We start from the raw sequence: 16013 nt of genomic DNA, 5'->3' as shown, positions 1-16013 counted from the left end.
GGGTTCAGAGGATCGGATGGGGCATCGAGCGATCCTCACGACGCCTCTCGGGCGCCGGAGGTTCGGTCGGGCTCACGACCCCACCCCTGTCCCCTCCCCTCAGGGGAGGGGGACGATCGGGGCGCCGTCGTCGCGCTCCACATCCGCCTCGCGCGTGATCGTGTCGACGAGGTCGTCGCCGGCGAGGAGGCCGCGATGGCCGTCGGCGCGGCGTTCCTCGCAATGGTCGGTGTCGGAACAGACGAACATGCGGGTGCCCCGGTCGTCGGTCACGACCTCGTCGAGATAGCTGTCGGTGGCGCCGCAGAGCGCGCAGGGCGCCTCGAAACGGGTCGGTTCGAAGGGATGATCCTCGAAGTCGAGGCTCTTCACCCGGGTGAAGGGCGGCAGCGCGTAGATCCGCTTCTCGCGGCCGGCGCCGAAGAGCTGCAGCGCCGGGCTCATCGAGAGTTTCGGATTGTCGAACTTGGGGATCGGCGAGGGATCCATCACGTAGCGGCCCTCGACCTCGACCGGATAGGCATAGGTCTTGGCGATGTGGCCGTGTTTGGCGATGTCCTCGTAGAGCTTGACGTGCATCAGGCCGTAGTCGGCGAGCGCGTGCATCACCCGGGTCTCGGTCTCGCGCGGCTCGAGGAAGCGCAAGGGCTCGGGGATCGGCACCTGGAAGACCAGGGTCTGACCGGCCTTCAGGGGCTTTTCCGGGATGCGGTGACGGGTCTGGATCACCGTCGCCTCGGCGGTCCGTGTGGTCACGGCGACATTCGCGGTCTTCTGGAAGAAGGCGCGGATCGAGACCGCGTTGGTGGTGTCGTCGGCGCCCTGGTCGATCACCTTGAGGACGTCGCCGGATCCCAGGATCGCCGCCGTCACCTGGATGCCGCCGGTGCCCCACCCATAGGGCATCGGCATGTCGCGGGCGGCGAACGGGACCTGATGACCGGGGATCGCCACCGCCTTCAGAAGGGCGCGGCGGATCATCCGCTTGGTCTGTTCGTCGAGATAGGCGAAATTGTAGCCGGTCGCGGCCGGTGCGGTCTGCGGAGAAAGCGGGGCGTTCATTCGGCGGCCTCCTCAAGCCCGTCTTCGTCCAGGAACTCGGCCTCGATGCGGGCCTCGTGCTCGGCGCGCATGGCGCGCACCAGGGCGAGTTCGGCCTGGAAGTCGACGTAATGGGGCAGTTTCAGGTGTTCGACGAAGCCGGTCGCCTGGACGTTGTCGGCGTGGGAGAGGACGAATTCCTGATCCTGGGCCGGGGCGGTGACGGCGCCGCCGAGTTCCTCGGTGCGGAGCGCCCGATCGACCAGCGCCATCGCCATCACCTTGCGCTCGACCTGGCCGAAGGCGAGACCGTAGCCCCGGGTGAAGGTCGGGGCGACCTTGGAGGAACCGGCGAACTGGTTGATCATCTGGCATTCGGAGACGGTGATCGCGCCGAGCGGCACGGCGAAACCGAGTTCCGGGGCCTCGAAGTCGACCTCGACCGCGCCGATGCGGATCTCGCCGGCGAAGGGATGGGTCGAGCCGTAGCCGCGCTGGGTCGAATAGCCGAGCGCCAGCAGGAAGCCCTCGTCGCCGCGCGCCAGTTGCTGGAGGCGCAGGTCGCGGCCGGCGGGGATGCGCAGCGGCGCGCGGGTGAGGTCGCCGACGGCGGTCTCGTCGTCGCTCTCGGGCTCCGCCTCGATCAGGCCTTCCATCGCCAGCAGCTCGGTGACGCGCGGGATCTCGGCGGCGGGACCGTCGCCGGAGGGGGCGTCGAGCCGTTCGGGGGCCGGCGTCTCGCCCTCGCTCGCCAGCGCGAAGTCGATCAGGCGGTGGGTGTAGTCGAAGGTCGGGCCCAGGATCTGGCCGCCGGGCAGGTCCTTGTAGGTGGCGGAGATGCGGCGTTCGACCGCCATGGCGCCGGTGTCGATCGGGCGCGACGCGCCGAAGCGCGGCAGGGTGGTGCGATAGGCGCGGACCAGGAACGCGGCCTCGATCAGATCGCCGCGCGCCTGTTTGACGGCGAGGGCGGCGAGGTCGCGGTCGTGCAGCGCGCCCTCGTTCATCACCCGGTCGACGGCGAGGGAGAGTTGCTCGCGGATCTGGTCGGGAACGATCTCGGCGACGTCGCGGGCGCCGCGACGGCGGTCGGCGAGGAGGCGGTGGGCACGGCGGATCGCCGCTTCGCCGCCCTTCACGGAGACATACATCAGCCGATCTCCTCGAGACGGGTGGTGCGGGGAAGGCCGACGATCGCCGTCGGTCCGGCGAGGACGAGGTCGACGCCACGCGGGAAGAGGTCGCGGTTGGCGCGGCCGCGCGCGGCGAGATCGGCGGGAGCGCCGGCGACGGCGACGTCGCGGGTCGTCTCGATGCCCGGGCCGGCGAGGTGGTAGCGGGCACCGGCGTCGAAGCCGTCGACCTGGAGGATTACGGTGGTCGAGGTCGAGGGATCGAGATCGGTCCCGAGTGCGAAGGCGTCCCAGGCGGGGGCGTTCGCGGCGTCGGCGATCAGCGCGAAGGTCGCCTCGCGCGGGTCCTCGACCAGCCGGGCGCCGGTGTGGAAGGCGATCCAGGCGTCGACGGCGGGGGTGGCGAGCGCGGCGTCGCGCCAGATCGTCGTCTCGAAGTCGGCGAGCGTGGCGATCACGCTCGCCGCGACGGCCGAGAGGGGGGCGGGCGGCTCGGTGATGCCGGCGACGGCGCGCGCCGTGCCGGGCTCGGCGAGGGCGTCGAGCACGGCGCGGAAACAGGTCTGGGCCTCGTGGACGGGGTCGACGAAGCCGGCGGCGAGCGTCGGGGAGTGGGCGTTCATCAATCGTCTCCGCGCACCAGGGTGAAGAAGTCGACGCGGGTCGCGGCGGTTTCCGCCTCGAGCCGGGCGTGGTCGCCCTCGAGCCGGCGGCGGATCGGCGCCAGGATCTCGGCTTCGAGGGCGTCGCGGCGGGTGCCCTCGACCCAGAGCGCGTCGACCAGGGCGGCGTCGCGGGCGCGGTGGCGGTCGCGACCGAGCAGATGGCCGAAGCCGACGGCGCCGGAGGGCAGCCGCACGGCGGCACGGGTCACCGTCGCCTCGCCGAGATTGAAGGGGGCGCCGGTGCCGCCCATGCGGCCGCGCACCATGACGAGCCCGGTCTCGGGGGCGCGCAGGTCGACGGCCTCGGCGGGCGCGAGGGCGCGGACGCGGCTCAGTTCCTGGGCGGTCGCGGCGGCGACCACGGTCATCACGTCGCGGCGCGCGGCCTTGTGCGGATCGGTCTCGGCGGACGTCCCGGTCATCGGGGGCCTCTCTGTTTCGTCGGTCTGATTTGTATATAGATCTAGATGATTATACTTCTGTGACGGTGTCCAGTGAAATTCGGCTTCGCCGATCCGCGCGAACATGCGATGACGGGTCGGACAGGGAGAGGACGCGATGACGGCGGACGAAGCCCCGACGGGGGCGGTGCAGGCCGGTGCGGTGCAGGCCGGCGCGGTACAATCCGGCGCGGTTCTGGCGCGTGGGCGCGGGGTCGCGATGTGGCGGCAGGTGGCGGAGATCGTCGAGGGGACGATCGCCTCCGGCGAATGGCCGGCGGGATCGCGTCTGCCGACCGAGGCGGAGCTGGCGCTGCGTTTCGCGGTCAATCGCCACACGGTGCGTCAGGCGCTGCGCGATCTCGCCGAGCGCGGGCTGGTGCGGGCGGTCCAGGGCTCGGGCACCTATGTGGAGCGGGCGCCGCTGACCTATCCGATCGGCACGCGCACCCGCTTTTCCGACATCGTGGTGGCGCAGGCACGCGAGCCCTCGGGCGATCTCCTGGGGGCGTGGCGCGAGACCGCCGGTCCCGGCATCGCCGAGGCGCTGCGGCTCGATCCCGGCGCGGAGATCGTGCGGCTCGAGACGGTGCGGCGCGCCGACGGGGTGCCGATCTCATGGGCGGCGTCGGCGGTGCCGGCGGAGCGTTTTCCCGACGTCGCCGAGATCTATCGCGCCACCGCCTCCTTCACCGCCGCCTTTCGCGCCGGCGGGGTCGAGGACTATGTGCGGGCGGAGACGCGGATCGGGGCGCGGATCGCCGACGAGGTCGACGCTGCCCGCCTCGAGATCGCGATCGGGCGCCCGGTGATCGAGATCGACTGCGTCAACGCCGATCTCGCGGGGCGGCCGATCCAATGGGCGCGGGCGCGCTTCGCCGGCGACCGGGTCCGGGTCACGGTCGGCGCGTGATCAGGTCTCGAGCCGGCGCTCGCCGATGACGGCGAAGCGGATCCGCGCCGAGATCTGGTCGATCACCGCGACCGTCGCCAGGATCATCAGCACCAGGAGCGAGACCTGCTGCCATTCGAGGGTGCGGATCGCCTCGGAGAGATGCAGGCCGATGCCGCCGGCGCCGACGATGCCGATGATGGTCGCCGAGCGGGTGTTGCTCTCGAAGTAATAGAGCACCTGCCCGGCGATGACCGGCAGGATCTGCGGCAGAATGCCGAAGCGCAGACGCGCGAGCGGCGAGCCGCCGGCGGAGGTGACGCCCTCGACGGGCTTGGCGTCGACGGTCTCGATCGCCTCGGAGAAGAGCTTGCCGAAGGAGCCGAAATCCGAGGTCATGATGGCGAGCACGCCGGCGAAGGGGCCGAGGCCGACGACGTTGATCCAGATCAGTGCCCAGATCAGCGTATCGACGCCGCGCACCGTGTCGAGGAAGCGGCGCGTCAGCAATTGGAAGACGCGCACCGGCACGACGTTGCGGGCGGCGAGGAAGCCGAAGGGGAAGGCGAGAACGGCGGCGCCGAGCGTGCCGAGAAGCGCGATCGCAAGCGTTTCGCCGAGGCCGTTCATGAACAGCCAGAAGCGACCGACCGTGCCCGGCGAGGGCGGCACCATCAGCGTCGTGAAGTGGATCAGCTGGCCGATGCCGGTGCCGATGCGCCCGAGGGAGAAGTCGAGCCGCCAGAAGGCGAGGAGCAGGAGACCCACCAGCGCGACCGCGATCGCCACCGCGCCGAAGCGGCGGGCGCGAGATCCCGCGAAGATCTCGGGGTGGCGTTTCTCGAGCGCGGGGCGATTGGCGAGCGCGGCGGGGCCGAGCGCGGAGCGGATGCGGCGGGTGCCGGCGAGCGCCCCGGCGCCGAGGGTCGTTTCGGTCATCGTGCGGTCTCCCGGCCGATCAGGCGATGGCGGAGCGCCTCGGTGCCGTAGTCGATCAGCATGACGGCGGCGATGATCAGGACCAGCATGGCCGAGACGTCGGCGTAATAGAACTTGCGGATCGCCTCCATCAGATCGAGGCCGATGCCGCCGGCGCCGACGAAGCCCATCACCGCGGCGCCGCGCACGTTGACCTCGAAGCGCAGCAGGGCGTAGCTGGCGAAATTCGACAGGATCTGCGGCAGCACCGCGAAGCGGATGGTCTGGACCCAGGATCCGCCGGCGGCGGTGGTGCCCTCGACCGGCTTCATGTCGACGTTCTCGACGACCTCGGTGAAGAGCTTGCCGAGCGCGCCGGTCGTATGGACGGCGATGGCGAGCACGCCCGGCATGGCGCCGAGGCCGAAGGCGTAGACGAAGATCAGCGCGAAGACGAGGTCGGGAACCGTGCGGCAGAACTCGAGCCAGCGCGCGGCGAGCCAACGCGTCGTCTCGGAGCGGGCGAGATTGCGCGCGGCGAAGAAGCACAGGACGAAGCCGCCGACGGCGCCGAGGAGCGTCCCGGCATAGGCCATCAGCAGGGTCTCGAAGAGCAGCCGGAACCAGCGCTTCAGGCCCCACATCCATTCGCCTGGATGAGTGAGGACGATCTCGCCGATGTGGTCGCCGCTGTCGAAACGGGCGAGACGGTCGACGTAGCTGCCGATCGCGTCGAGATGGCCGAAGAACTTCGGCAGATCGACGTCGGCGACGAGGGCGGCGAGGACGACGAGGACGAGGAGCACGGCGAACCCGGTCAGGGTCTTGCGGCGGCGGTCCTGCTCGGCGTCGGCATAGGCGCGCGCGAGCGGCTCGAGCCGGTCGTCGGCGAGGCGGGGGATGGTCGTCGGCATCTCTCTCGTCCGGATCGGAGGGCCCGCGCCGAGGGGCGCGGGTCCGCGAAGGGGCGCCCGACGGTCCGCGCGAGGCGGCGGACCGTCGGACGGGTCGGGATCAGCTCTTCTTCTTGCGCAGGTTGTCGACGAACTTGTTCAGCGCCACGATCGGCAGATAGGCCTCGTGGGTGATCGGCTGCCAGGGCAGCTGCTTGCCGTCGGTCTGCTTCTTGAAGGCTTCCGGCTCCTTGACCGGGAAGGCGAGGATCGCGGCGGCGATCGCCTTCTTGGCGTCGGCCGGCATGTCGGAGAGCATGGCGATCGGCGAGTTCACGATCTGCTCGGACTTGAAGATGATGCGGAAGTCGTCGTACTTCGCCATGTTCTTGCGCTGCATGCGCATCAGGTTCGACTCGTTCTCGTCGTTCCACCAGTTGGCGGCGACGTCGACGGTGCCCTGCTGGAGCGCGATGATCGCGTTCTCATGGCTGCCGGTGTTGACCACCTTGGCGAAGAACTCCTCCGGGTTGATGCCCATCTTGTCGAGCGAGTAGCGCGGCACGTTGAAGCCGGAGGTCGAGTTCGGATCGACGAGGCCGAGGTTCTTGCCCTTGAGGTCCTCGATCTTCTGATAGGGGCTGTCCTTCTTCACGTAGAAGACGGAGTAGTAGCCCTTGGTGCCGTCCGAGTTCACCTCGATGGCGACGGGCTCGATCTTGGCGCCGACCATGGTGGCGCGGGCATAGGAAGCCGGGCCGTAATAGCCGATGTGGATCTGACCGGCGCGCTGGCCCTCGATGACCGCCGCATAGTCCTGGGCGATGCGGAGCGTGACCTTCACGCCCAGTTCCTTGGAGAGGAAGTCCATCAGAGGCTGATAGCGGTCGGTGACGCCGGAGGCGTTCTCGTCCGGGATCTTGCCGAAGATCAGCTCGGGATACTTGGCCTTCCAGTCGTCGGCGGCGCGGGCGCCGGGGATGGAGAAGGCGGCGGCGCCGGCCATCAGGCCGAGGACGGAACGACGGTCGAACATGGGAGTGCTCCTCTTGGGATGGTCCGGCGGCCGCCCGGCCGCCCGGATGTCTGGATGGCGTCCTCAGACCGGCTCGCGGGCATGGGCGGCGTCCCAGGCCGCCTTGATCTGGTCGGGCGTGGGGTCGCCGGCCGCCGGGATCTCGACGACGTCGGCGGCCTCGAGCCCGTAGAGTTCGCGCACCGCGGCGTCGGTGAGGTCGCGGGGCGTGCCGTCGAAGACGACGCGGCCCGCCTTCATGCCGATCAGCCGGTCGCAGTAGCGTTTGGCGAGATCGATCGAGTGAAGATTGGTCAGGACGGTGATGCCGAAATCGCGGTTCACCCGAAGCAGCGCGTCCATGACGAGGCGGGTGTTGCGCGGATCGAGCGAGGCGATCGGTTCGTCGGCGAGAATCACGCGCGGCTCCTGCACCAGGGCGCGGGCGATCGCCACGCGCTGCTGCTGGCCGCCGGAGAGGCTGCCTGCGCGATTGGCGGCGAGGTCGCCGATGTCGAAGAGCTCGAGCGCGGACAGTGCGATCGCCTTGTCGTCGCCCGACCACAGTTTCATCAGCGAGCGCCATTCCGGCATGTGGTCGAGCCGGCCCATCATCACGTTGGTGAGCACGTCGAGGCGGTCGACCAGGGCGAACTGTTGGAACACCATGGCGCAGTCGCGGCGCCAATGACGCAGCGACGCGCCCTTCAGCGCGGTGACGTCGCGGCCCTCGAAACGGATCGAGCCGGCGCTCGGTTCGATCAGGCGGTCGATCATGCGCAGCAGGGTCGATTTGCCGGCGCCGGAACGGCCGATGACACCGACCATCTGGCCGGTGGGGATCTCGAGGTCGACGCCGTCGACGGCGACGAAGTCACCGAAGCGGCGGGTCAGGCGCTCGATCGTGAGCATGGCCGTCTCCTGCCGGGCACGCGTCACGTGCCCGGGTCATCGGCTCGCGCCGACGGGTCCGAGGGAAGAAGTCGATGACGAGGGCTTAGCGGGCGGGGGCTACGGTTTTATGACGATGCCGCGAAGGCCGTGATCGCGGCGGCGAGGGCCGTCGCTCTCGGCGCGGCGCGTCATCGTCTCGAGACGGAAAAGAGGGAAGGGAGAGGCTTCGACGCTCTCTCCGGAAAGGTTCCGCGCCCATGACTCTTCCCTCCCGCCCGCTGCCGCTCATCGGCGCGGCGCTCTCGCTCGACATGGTCGAACGGCATCGCGACTGGCTGTTCGAGCGTCAGCGCGACTTGGAGCTCCAGGAATTCTTCGAGGCCTCGGTGCTCGACGGCGACTGGCGCGATCGGGCGGCGCGGACGCGGCGGGTGCTCGACGGCTACACCGGCCGGCTCGGCATCCACGGACCGTTCTGGGGCTTCTCCATCGACAGCGAGGATCCCGACGTCCGCGCGGTGGTGACCCGGCGGCTGATGCAGGGGCTCGACGCGGTCGAGGCGATCGGGGCGACGCAGATGGTGATCCATTCGCCCTACACGACCTGGGACGCCAACAATCTCGACTACAACAGGCGCGGCCGCGAGGGCATCGTCGAGCGCGCTCACGCGACCCTCGCTCCGGTGGTGACGCGGGCGGAAGAGATCGGCTGCGTCCTGGTGATCGAGAACATCGAGGACAAGGATCCGCATGATCGGGTCGCGCTGGCGCGATCCTTCGACAGCGCGGCGGTGCGGGTGTCGATCGACGTCGGCCACGCCCATTACGCCCATCATTCCACCGGCGCGCCGCCGGTCGACTATTACGTCCGCGCGGCGGGCGAGATGCTCGCCCATGTCCACGTCCAGGACGCCGACGGCCATGCCGATCGTCATTGGCTGCCGGGCGAGGGGACGATCCGCTGGCCGTCGGTGTTCAAGGCCTTCGCCGACTGGTGCGACACGCCGCGTCTTCTGGTCGAGGTCAAGGATCAGGCGAACCTGATGAAGGGCGTCGACCATCTGGTCGGGCTCGGACTGGCCGAGTGAGCGACGGGGCACCGAAACGAAGAGGGCGGCCGATCGGAGGATCGGCCGCCCTCTTCGTCGCAAACGATCGTCGCCGTCAGGCGTCGAGATTCGCGGTGAGCGCGTTCTCGGTGATGAAGTCGCGGCGCGGCTCGACCTCGTCGCCCATCAGGCGGTTGAAGATGCCGTCGGCGTCGTCAGCCTCGCGCACCTTCACCTGGAGCAGCGAGCGGATGTTGGGGTCGAGGGTGGTCTCCCACAACTGCTCGGGGTTCATCTCGCCGAGGCCCTTGTAGCGCTGCATGGCGATGCCCTTGCGGCCCTGCGCGAAGATCGCGTCGAGCAGTTCGCCGGGGCCGTGGACGATGGTGGTCGTGTCCTTGCGGCGCAGATGGGCGGACGACGAGAAGATCTCGTTGAGGCGCGGCGAATGGGCGTCGAGCTTGCGGGCGTCGAGCGAGGCGATCAGGCCGGCGTCGAGGGTGCGGGTCTCGAGCACGCCGCGCAGGGTACGGGCGACGACGATGCCGCCGTCCTCGCCGAGCGAGCCGACCCAGCCCTGTTCATAGGCGTCGGCGAGCACGTTCAGACGGGCGGCCAGCGCCTGCGCGGCGGCCGCGGCCCGCTCGGGTTCGTCGAGCAGGGTCTTGGAGAGGGCGCCGCAGATGGCGGCCTGTTCGATCACGGTCGGCGTGTAGCGATGGTGGAGATTGTCGACGAGGATGCGGATCTGGCGGGCCTCCTCGACCAGGGCGCGCAGGTCGAGACCGGCGAGTTCCTCGCCGTTGGCCAGCACCAGACGGGTCTCGTCGAGGCCCTGATCGATCAGATAGTCCTCGAAGGTCTTCTGGTCCTTGAGGTACTGTTCCGACTTGCCGCGCGTCACCTTGTAGAGCGGTGGCTGGGCGATGTAGAGATAGCCGCGCTCGATCAGCTGCGGCATCTGCCGATAGAAGAACGTCAACAGAAGCGTGCGGATATGCGCGCCGTCGACGTCGGCGTCGGTCATGATGATGATCTTGTGATAGCGGATCTTGTCGACGTTGAACTCGTCGGCGCCGATGCCGGTGCCGAGGGCGGTGATCAACGTGCCGATCATCTCCGACGACAGCATCTTGTCGAAACGGGCGCGTTCGACGTTGAGGATCTTGCCGCGCAGCGGCAACACCGCCTGGGTCTCGCGGTTGCGGCCCTGCTTGGCGGAACCACCGGCCGAGTCACCCTCGACGATGAAGAGTTCCGACTTGGCGGGATCCTTCTCGGCGCAGTCGGCGAGCTTGCCGGGCAGCGAGGCGACGTCGAGGACGCCCTTGCGGCGGGTCAGTTCGCGGGCGCGGCGGGCGGCGTCGCGGGCGGCGGCGGCCTCGATCACCTTGCCGACCACGGTGCGGGCCTCGGTCGGGTTCTCCTCGAACCAGGTGGAGAGCGCCTCGTTGATCAGGTTCTCGACCACGGGTCGGACCTCCGAGGAGACCAGCTTGTCCTTGGTCTGCGACGAGAACTTCGGATCGGGCACCTTGACCGAGAGGACGCAGGTGAGGCCCTCGCGGCAGTCCTCGCCGGAGAGCGACACCTTCTCCTTCTTCATCAGGCCGGAGGAGTCCGCATAGCCGGTGACCTGACGGGTCAGGGCGGCGCGGAAGCCGGCGAGATGGGTGCCGCCGTCGCGCTGAGGGATGTTGTTGGTGAAGCAGAGCGTCTGCTCGTGGTAGCTGTCGTTCCACCACAGCGCGCATTCCACCGTGATCCCGTCGCGCTCCGACTTCATGTAGAGCGGCGCGGGCAGGACCGGCTTCTTGGCGCGGTCGAGATAGCGCACGAACTCGATCAGGCCGCCCTCGTAATGCAGCTTCTCGACGCGCGCCTCGACGCCGCGACGATCCTCGAGGGTGATGTTGACGCCGGAGTTGAGGAAGGCGAGCTCGCGCAGGCGATGCTCGAGCGTGGCGAAATCGAACTCGATGTGGGTGAAGGTCTCGGCGCTCGGGGTGAAGGTCACCTCGGTGCCGCGCCGTCCGGGCGCCGGGCCGACCACGACGAGGTCCTCGTCGGGGACGCCGTGGCGGAAGCGCATGAAGTGTTCCTTGTCCTCGCGCCAGATGCGCAGGTCGAGGGTCACCGAGAGCGCGTTGACCACCGAGACGCCGACGCCGTGCAGGCCGCCGGAGACCTTGTAGGAATTCTGGTCGAACTTACCGCCGGCATGGAGCTGGGTCATGATGACCTGTGCCGCCGAGACGCCTTCCTCGGTGTGGATGGCGGTGGGGATGCCGCGGCCGTCGTCGCGCACCGTCACCGAACCGTCGCCGTTGAGGCAGACGTAGACTTCGGTCGCCCAGCCGGCGAGCGTCTCGTCGATGGCGTTGTCGACCACCTCGTAGACCATGTGGTGCAGACCCGAGCCGTCGTCGGTGTCGCCGATGTACATGCCCGGGCGCTTGCGCACCGCATCCAGGCCCTTCAGCACCTTGATGCTGTCGGCGCCGTATTCGTCCGCGCCGGTCTTCGACCGGCCGTCGTCGTGGATGTCGCTCATGGGTTCGGGGTCACTTTCGGTCGACGTTTCGCGCCGTCTTCATACAGGGTCGTCACGCCGGGTTCAAACGCGCCGAAGCGGCGATCGAAACCGATTGAAATACAAAGACATGAGATGTGGGCGAATTCGCGTCGGCGGCGTGGCGGGCGGGCGATTCGGCGCATCTTCCGCCGTGGGCGATCTCAGCGGGTGGCGACGGCGACCGCGGCCCCGGCCATCATCGCGCCGGCGGTGCGGTCGAGGATGCGACGGGCGGAGGCGTCGCGGAAGAAGTCGCGGGCGCGGGCGGCGAGGGCGGCATAGGCCGCGCCGACCACGGTGAGGTCGACGAAGACGATCGCCACCAGCTCGACGAAGCCGAGAGGGGTGAGCGAGGTGAGGTCGACCACGGTCGGCAGCAGCGCCATGTAGAAGATGATCGTCTTGGGATTGCCGAGCGTCAGCGTCAGTCCGCCGAGGAAGACCCGTCCGGGCGAGTGCGACGGCGCACGTGTGGCGGCAACGGCGTCCGTGTGGGCCGGCGCGGTCCAGAGCTGCCAACCGAGCCACAGGAGATAGGCGGCGCCGGCGAACTTCACCACGGTGAAGACGGTGGCGAAGGTCGCGGCGAGGGCTGCCATGCCGAGGGCGGCACAGCTGAGGAACACCAGATCGCCGGCGATCATGCCGAAGATCATCGGCACGGTGCCCCAGAAGCCGACCGCCAGCGCGCGGGCGACGAGCGCCGTCATCCCCGGTCCCGGCACCATCGCGGCGATGGTGAGGGCGACGGTGAAGGCGAGAAGGGTGGTCGGTTCCATGGGACGCTCCGGAATGGGAGCGGGATCCTGCTCGGAGCGGACGGTTTTGGCAAGGGCGGCGAGGCGCGGCCCCGCGCCTCACGCGGGTGGGTCGTCGGGCCGGCCCCAGCCGCCGCCGGTCGGGGTGATCACGGTGAAGGCCTCGCCCGCCTCGAGGACGGTGTGGGCGGCGCCGGGGAGCGTCTCGATCGAGCCGTCGTTGCGGCGGACCCGGTTGATGCCGAGGCTGCCTGGCTCGCCGCCGCGCAGGCCGAAGGGCGGGACCCGACGATGGCCGGAGAGGATCGCGAAGTCGAGCCGCTCGCGGGCGCGCAGCGTGCGCGAGGTTCCGTCGCCGGCCGACCAGCGACCGCGTCCGCCCGAGCCTCGGCGAATGTGGAAATCCTCGAGGATCACCGGGAAGCGGGTCTCGAGGATTTCCGGATCGGTCAGGCGCGAATTGGTCATGTGGGTCTGGACGGCGGGGGCGCCGTTCCAGCCCGGTCCGGCCGGCGCGCCGGAGGCGATGGTCTCGTAATATTGGTGGCGCGCGTTGCCGAAGGTCAGGTTGTTCATCGTTCCTTGCGCCGAGCCCATGGCGCCGAGGGCGGCGAAGAGGCAGTCGGTGACCACTTGGCTCACCTCGACGTTGCCGGCGACCACCGCCGCCGGCCATTGCGGCGACAGCATCGTGCCTTCGGGCACGACGATGTGGATGGGTCTGAGGCAGCCGGCGTTCATCGGGATGTCCTGATCGACCAGCACGCGGAAGGCGTAGAGCACGGCGGCGCGGGTGACCGGGGCGGGGGCGTTGAAGTTGTCGGGCCGCTGCGGCGAGGTGCCGGTGAAGTCGACGGTGACCTCGCGGGCGGCGCGGTCGACCGTCACCTTGACGGCGATGCGGCAGCCCTGGTCCATCTCGTGGACGAAGGCGCCGTCGGCGAGGCGGTCGAGGGCGCGGCGCACGCTCTCGGCCGCGTTGTCCTGGACGTGGCCCATGTAGGCCTCGACCACGTCGACGCCGAACATGTCGATCATGCGGGCGAGCTCGATCACGCCCTTCTCGTTGGCGGCGACCTGGGCCTTCAGGTCGGCGACGTTCTGGGGAACGTTGCGCGCCGGCCAGGTGGCGCCGGTGAAGAGGGCCTCGAGTTCCGCCTCGCGGAAGCGGCCGCGATCGACCAGCAGGAAGTCGTCGATATAGACGCCCTCCTCCTCGATGGTGGTCGCCTCGGGCGACATAGAGCCGGGCGAGACGCCGCCGACGTCGGCGTGATGGCCTCGGCTCGCCACCCAGAAGCGGATCGCCGCGCCGGCCTCGTCGAAGACGGGGGTGCAGACGGTGAGATCGGGCAGGTGGGTGCCGCCGTTGTAGGGGGCGTTCAGGAGGAAGACGTCGCCGGGCCGGATCTCGGCGGTCTCGCGGATGACGGTGGCGACCGAGGCGTCCATCGAACCGAGGTGGACCGGCATGTGCGGCGCGTTGGCGACGAGATTGCCGCTCGCGTCGAAGATGGCGCAGGAGAAGTCGAGCCGTTCCTTGATGTTGACCGAGGAGGCGGTGTTCTGGAGCGTCACGCCCATCTGCTCGGCGATCGACATGAAGAGATTGTTGAAGATCTCCAGCATGACCGGATCGGCGGCGGTTCCGACCGCCTCGCGGCGTTCGAGCGGCGTGACGCGGGTCAGGACGACGTGGTCGCGGGCGGTCGCCTCGGCGCGCCAGCCGGGTTCGACGACGATGGTCTGGTTGGGCTCGACGACGATCGCCGGGCCGGTGACGACGAGACCGGGACGGAGTGCGGCGCGCATCACCACGCGGGCGTCGTGGGCGCGGCCGCCGGAGTGGAAGGTGGTGCGGCGGGCGGCCTCGGCCTCGGCGGCGGGTTCGGTCGCGAAGCTCGGCTCGGTCGACCCGGCGCCGCCACCGATCACTTCGACCTCGACCGATTCCACCACCACGTCGCGGCCCTCGGCGACGAAGCCGAAGCGGCGGCGATGGGCGCTCTCGAAGGCCTCGCGCAGGCGCGCGGGATCGTCGGGGCCGGGGACGCGGGTGTCGACGGCGATGGTCGTGTCGGTGCCGGCGAGGCGGAGATGGGCGCGGACGCGGGTCTCGATCGCCGCCTCGGGGATGCCCTGGCCGAGGAGGTCGGCGAGGGCGTCGCGGCGCAGCGCCTCGGCGAGCGCCGTCACCGCCGTGGGCGCGGCGGCGTCGAGCGGGATCGACAGGGTCTTCTGCCGGGTCGAGCGGATGTCGGCGAGGCCCATGCCGTAGGCGGAGAGCAGGCCCGAGAGGGGGTGGATCAGGATCGAGGTCATGCCGAGCGCGTCGGCGACGAGGCAGGCGTGCTGGCCGCCGGCGCCGCCGAAACAGTTGAGCGCGTAGCGGGTGACGTCGTGGCCGCGCTGGACCGAGATCTTCTTGATCGCCTCGACCATGTTGGCGACGGCGATGCGGATGAAACCGTCGGCGACGTCGGCGGCGGTGCGCCCGTCGCCGATCGCCTCGGCCATCGCGGTGAATTTCCGGGTGACCACCTCGACGTCGAGGGGCTGGTTCTGGGCAGGGCCGAAGATCGCGGGGAAGAACTCCGGCGAGAGCTTGCCGACCATGACGTTGGCGTCGGTGACGGCGAGCGGCCCGCCGCGTCGATAGCAGGCGGGGCCGGGATCGGCGCCGGCGGAATCGGGGCCGACGCGGAAGCGCTCGCCGTCGAAATGGAGGATCGAGCCACCGCCGGCGGCGACGGTGTGGATCCGCATCATCGGCGCGCGGACGCGGACGCCGGCGACTTCCGTCTCGAAGGCGCGTTCGTATTCGCCGTCGAAATGGGCGACGTCGGTGGAGGTGCCGCCCATGTCGAAGCCGATGACGCGCTCGAAGCCGGCCGAGGCGCCGGTCGCGGCGAGACCCACCACGCCGCCGGCGGGACCGGAGAGGATCGCGTCCTTGCCCTGGAAGAGGTCGGCGGCGGTGAGGCCGCCGGAGGACATCATGAACATCAGCCGGACCCCGGCGCGCTCGGCGTCGAGGTCGGCGGCGACGCGGGCGACGTAGGCCGCGAGCACCGGCGAGAGATAGGCGTCGACCACGGTGGTGTCGCCACGCCCGACCAGTTTGATCAGCGGCGAGACCTCGTGCGAGACCGAGACCTGGGAAAAGCCGATCTCGCGGGCGATCCGCGCGGCGGTCTTCTCGTGGGCGTCGAAGCGCCAGGCGTGGAGGAAGACGATGGCGATCGCGTCGTAGCCCTCGGCGCGGAGACGCTCGAGGGCGGCGCGGGTGGCGGTCTCGTCGAGGGCGGTCTCGAGCGTGCCGTCGGCGAGCACCCGCTCGTCGATCTCGACGACGGTCTCGTAGAGCGCCTCGGGTTTGACGATCTCGGTGGCGAAGATCTTCTTGCGTTCCTGGTAGCCGATCGCCAGGGCGTCGCGGAAGCCGCGCGTGGTGACCAGCGCCAGGCGCTCGCCCTTGCGCTCGAGCAGCGCGTTGGTGGCGACGGTGGTGCCCATGCGCACCTCGCGGACGAGGCCGGCCGGGATCGGGGCGCCGGCCTCGAGGCCGAGGATCAGGCGAATGCCGTGGGTGGCGGCGTCGGCATAGGCGCCGGGATTTTCCGACAGCACCTTGCGGGCGTGGAGGGTACGATCGGGGGCACGGCCGATCACGTCGGTGAAGGTGCCGCCGCGGTCGATCCAGAAATCCCAGGCGGTCGGTGTCGTCGGCTCGGTCATGG

The 16013-nt window shown here is 69.8% G+C and carries 13 protein-coding genes; 2 read left to right on the top strand and 11 right to left on the bottom strand.

The window, feature by feature from the left end:
• Positions 1 to 99: 99 nt before the first annotated feature.
• The 4 genes from J3S89_RS06870 to phnG are packed head-to-tail and all read right to left on the bottom strand — an operon-like array spanning position 100 to position 3261.
• Entirely contained in the window at positions 100 to 1062 is a 963-nt protein-coding gene (locus tag J3S89_RS06870) for an alpha-D-ribose 1-methylphosphonate 5-phosphate C-P-lyase PhnJ (RefSeq protein WP_217926724.1), read from the bottom strand.
• Entirely contained in the window at positions 1059 to 2192 is a 1134-nt protein-coding gene (locus tag J3S89_RS06865; protein ID WP_217926723.1) for a carbon-phosphorus lyase complex subunit, read from the bottom strand. The genes J3S89_RS06870 and J3S89_RS06865 overlap by 4 nt, the downstream gene beginning before the upstream one ends.
• Positions 2192 to 2797, bottom strand: coding sequence for a phosphonate C-P lyase system protein PhnH (gene phnH, locus J3S89_RS06860; protein ID WP_217926722.1), 606 nt, complete (start codon positions 2795 to 2797; stop codon positions 2192 to 2194). The genes J3S89_RS06865 and phnH overlap by 1 nt, the downstream gene beginning before the upstream one ends.
• A complete protein-coding gene (phnG, locus tag J3S89_RS06855; RefSeq protein WP_217926721.1) occupies positions 2797 to 3261 on the bottom strand; it encodes a phosphonate C-P lyase system protein PhnG in 465 nt (154 codons plus the stop codon). Before phnG ends, phnH begins: the two co-directional genes overlap by 1 nt.
• A gap of 136 nt (positions 3262 to 3397) precedes the next feature.
• Here phnG and phnF point away from each other — a divergent pair, with 136 nt between their 5' ends.
• Positions 3398 to 4192 carry a phosphonate metabolism transcriptional regulator PhnF gene (phnF, locus tag J3S89_RS06850; protein ID WP_217926720.1) on the top strand — a complete coding sequence of 265 codons (795 nt, stop codon included), beginning with the start codon at positions 3398 to 3400 and terminating at the stop codon, positions 4190 to 4192.
• Here the strand turns inward: phnF and phnE (J3S89_RS06845) are convergent, their stop codons facing one another.
• The 4 genes from phnE (J3S89_RS06845) to phnC form a co-directional block, all read right to left on the bottom strand.
• On the bottom strand, positions 4193 to 5110 hold the full coding sequence (phnE, locus tag J3S89_RS06845) for a phosphonate ABC transporter, permease protein PhnE (protein WP_217926719.1): 918 nt from the start codon (positions 5108 to 5110) through the stop codon (positions 4193 to 4195). It lies immediately after the preceding gene.
• Entirely contained in the window at positions 5107 to 6003 is an 897-nt protein-coding gene (phnE, locus tag J3S89_RS06840; protein ID WP_217926718.1) for a phosphonate ABC transporter, permease protein PhnE, read from the bottom strand. The genes phnE (J3S89_RS06845) and phnE (J3S89_RS06840) overlap by 4 nt, the downstream gene beginning before the upstream one ends.
• A gap of 100 nt (positions 6004 to 6103) precedes the next feature.
• Positions 6104 to 7018, bottom strand: coding sequence for a phosphonate ABC transporter substrate-binding protein (phnD, locus tag J3S89_RS06835; protein ID WP_217926717.1), 915 nt, complete (start codon positions 7016 to 7018; stop codon positions 6104 to 6106).
• 63 nt (positions 7019 to 7081) lie between these two features.
• The gene (phnC, locus tag J3S89_RS06830) at positions 7082 to 7909 is read right to left on the bottom strand and encodes a phosphonate ABC transporter ATP-binding protein (RefSeq protein WP_217926716.1); all 828 of its coding nucleotides are present in this window, start codon (positions 7907 to 7909) and stop codon (positions 7082 to 7084) included.
• 239 nt (positions 7910 to 8148) lie between these two features.
• Between phnC and J3S89_RS06825 the strand changes: the two genes are divergently transcribed.
• Positions 8149 to 8979: a sugar phosphate isomerase/epimerase family protein gene (locus J3S89_RS06825; RefSeq protein WP_217926715.1), complete on the top strand. Its 831-nt coding sequence runs from the start codon at positions 8149 to 8151 to the stop codon at positions 8977 to 8979.
• Between the two features lie 76 nt (positions 8980 to 9055).
• Here J3S89_RS06825 and gyrB read toward each other — a convergent pair whose 3' ends face one another.
• The 3 genes from gyrB to J3S89_RS06810 all read right to left on the bottom strand — a co-directional run bounded on the left by gyrB (position 9056) and on the right by J3S89_RS06810 (position 16011).
• Positions 9056 to 11494 (bottom strand): DNA topoisomerase (ATP-hydrolyzing) subunit B, encoded by a 2439-nt coding sequence (gene gyrB / locus J3S89_RS06820; RefSeq protein ID WP_217926714.1) that lies wholly within the window; start codon positions 11492 to 11494, stop codon positions 9056 to 9058.
• A gap of 182 nt (positions 11495 to 11676) precedes the next feature.
• Positions 11677 to 12294, bottom strand: a complete 618-nt coding sequence (locus J3S89_RS06815; protein ID WP_217926713.1) for a LysE family translocator — start codon at positions 12292 to 12294, stop codon at positions 11677 to 11679.
• 78 nt (positions 12295 to 12372) lie between these two features.
• Positions 12373 to 16011 carry a hydantoinase B/oxoprolinase family protein gene (locus tag J3S89_RS06810; protein WP_217926712.1) on the bottom strand — a complete coding sequence of 1213 codons (3639 nt, stop codon included), beginning with the start codon at positions 16009 to 16011 and terminating at the stop codon, positions 12373 to 12375.
• Between the last annotated feature and the right edge of the window lie 2 nt (positions 16012 to 16013).

Source organism: Pinisolibacter aquiterrae (genome assembly GCF_019160155.1).
Lineage (GTDB): Bacteria > Pseudomonadota > Alphaproteobacteria > Rhizobiales > Ancalomicrobiaceae > Pinisolibacter > Pinisolibacter aquiterrae.
This window is presented reverse-complemented; position numbering and strand designations above follow the sequence as displayed.

Excerpts from the sequence above, each read along its gene's own strand:
- J3S89_RS06870 (WP_217926724.1), bottom strand. The coding sequence starts at position 1,062 with ATGAACGCCCCGCTTTCTCCGCAGACCGCACCGGCCGCGACCGGCTAC.
- J3S89_RS06865 (WP_217926723.1), bottom strand. The coding sequence starts at position 2,192 with ATGTATGTCTCCGTGAAGGGCGGCGAAGCGGCGATCCGCCGTGCCCAC.
- phnH (WP_217926722.1), bottom strand. The coding sequence starts at position 2,797 with ATGAACGCCCACTCCCCGACGCTCGCCGCCGGCTTCGTCGACCCCGTC.
- phnG (WP_217926721.1), bottom strand. The coding sequence starts at position 3,261 with ATGACCGGGACGTCCGCCGAGACCGATCCGCACAAGGCCGCGCGCCGC.
- phnF (WP_217926720.1), top strand. The coding sequence starts at position 3,398 with ATGACGGCGGACGAAGCCCCGACGGGGGCGGTGCAGGCCGGTGCGGTG.
- phnE (WP_217926719.1), bottom strand. The coding sequence starts at position 5,110 with ATGACCGAAACGACCCTCGGCGCCGGGGCGCTCGCCGGCACCCGCCGC.
- phnE (WP_217926718.1), bottom strand. The coding sequence starts at position 6,003 with ATGCCGACGACCATCCCCCGCCTCGCCGACGACCGGCTCGAGCCGCTC.
- phnD (WP_217926717.1), bottom strand. The coding sequence starts at position 7,018 with ATGTTCGACCGTCGTTCCGTCCTCGGCCTGATGGCCGGCGCCGCCGCC.
- phnC (WP_217926716.1), bottom strand. The coding sequence starts at position 7,909 with ATGCTCACGATCGAGCGCCTGACCCGCCGCTTCGGTGACTTCGTCGCC.
- J3S89_RS06825 (WP_217926715.1), top strand. The coding sequence starts at position 8,149 with ATGACTCTTCCCTCCCGCCCGCTGCCGCTCATCGGCGCGGCGCTCTCG.
- gyrB (WP_217926714.1), bottom strand. The coding sequence starts at position 11,494 with ATGAGCGACATCCACGACGACGGCCGGTCGAAGACCGGCGCGGACGAA.
- J3S89_RS06815 (WP_217926713.1), bottom strand. The coding sequence starts at position 12,294 with ATGGAACCGACCACCCTTCTCGCCTTCACCGTCGCCCTCACCATCGCC.
- J3S89_RS06810 (WP_217926712.1), bottom strand. The coding sequence starts at position 16,011 with ATGACCGAGCCGACGACACCGACCGCCTGGGATTTCTGGATCGACCGC.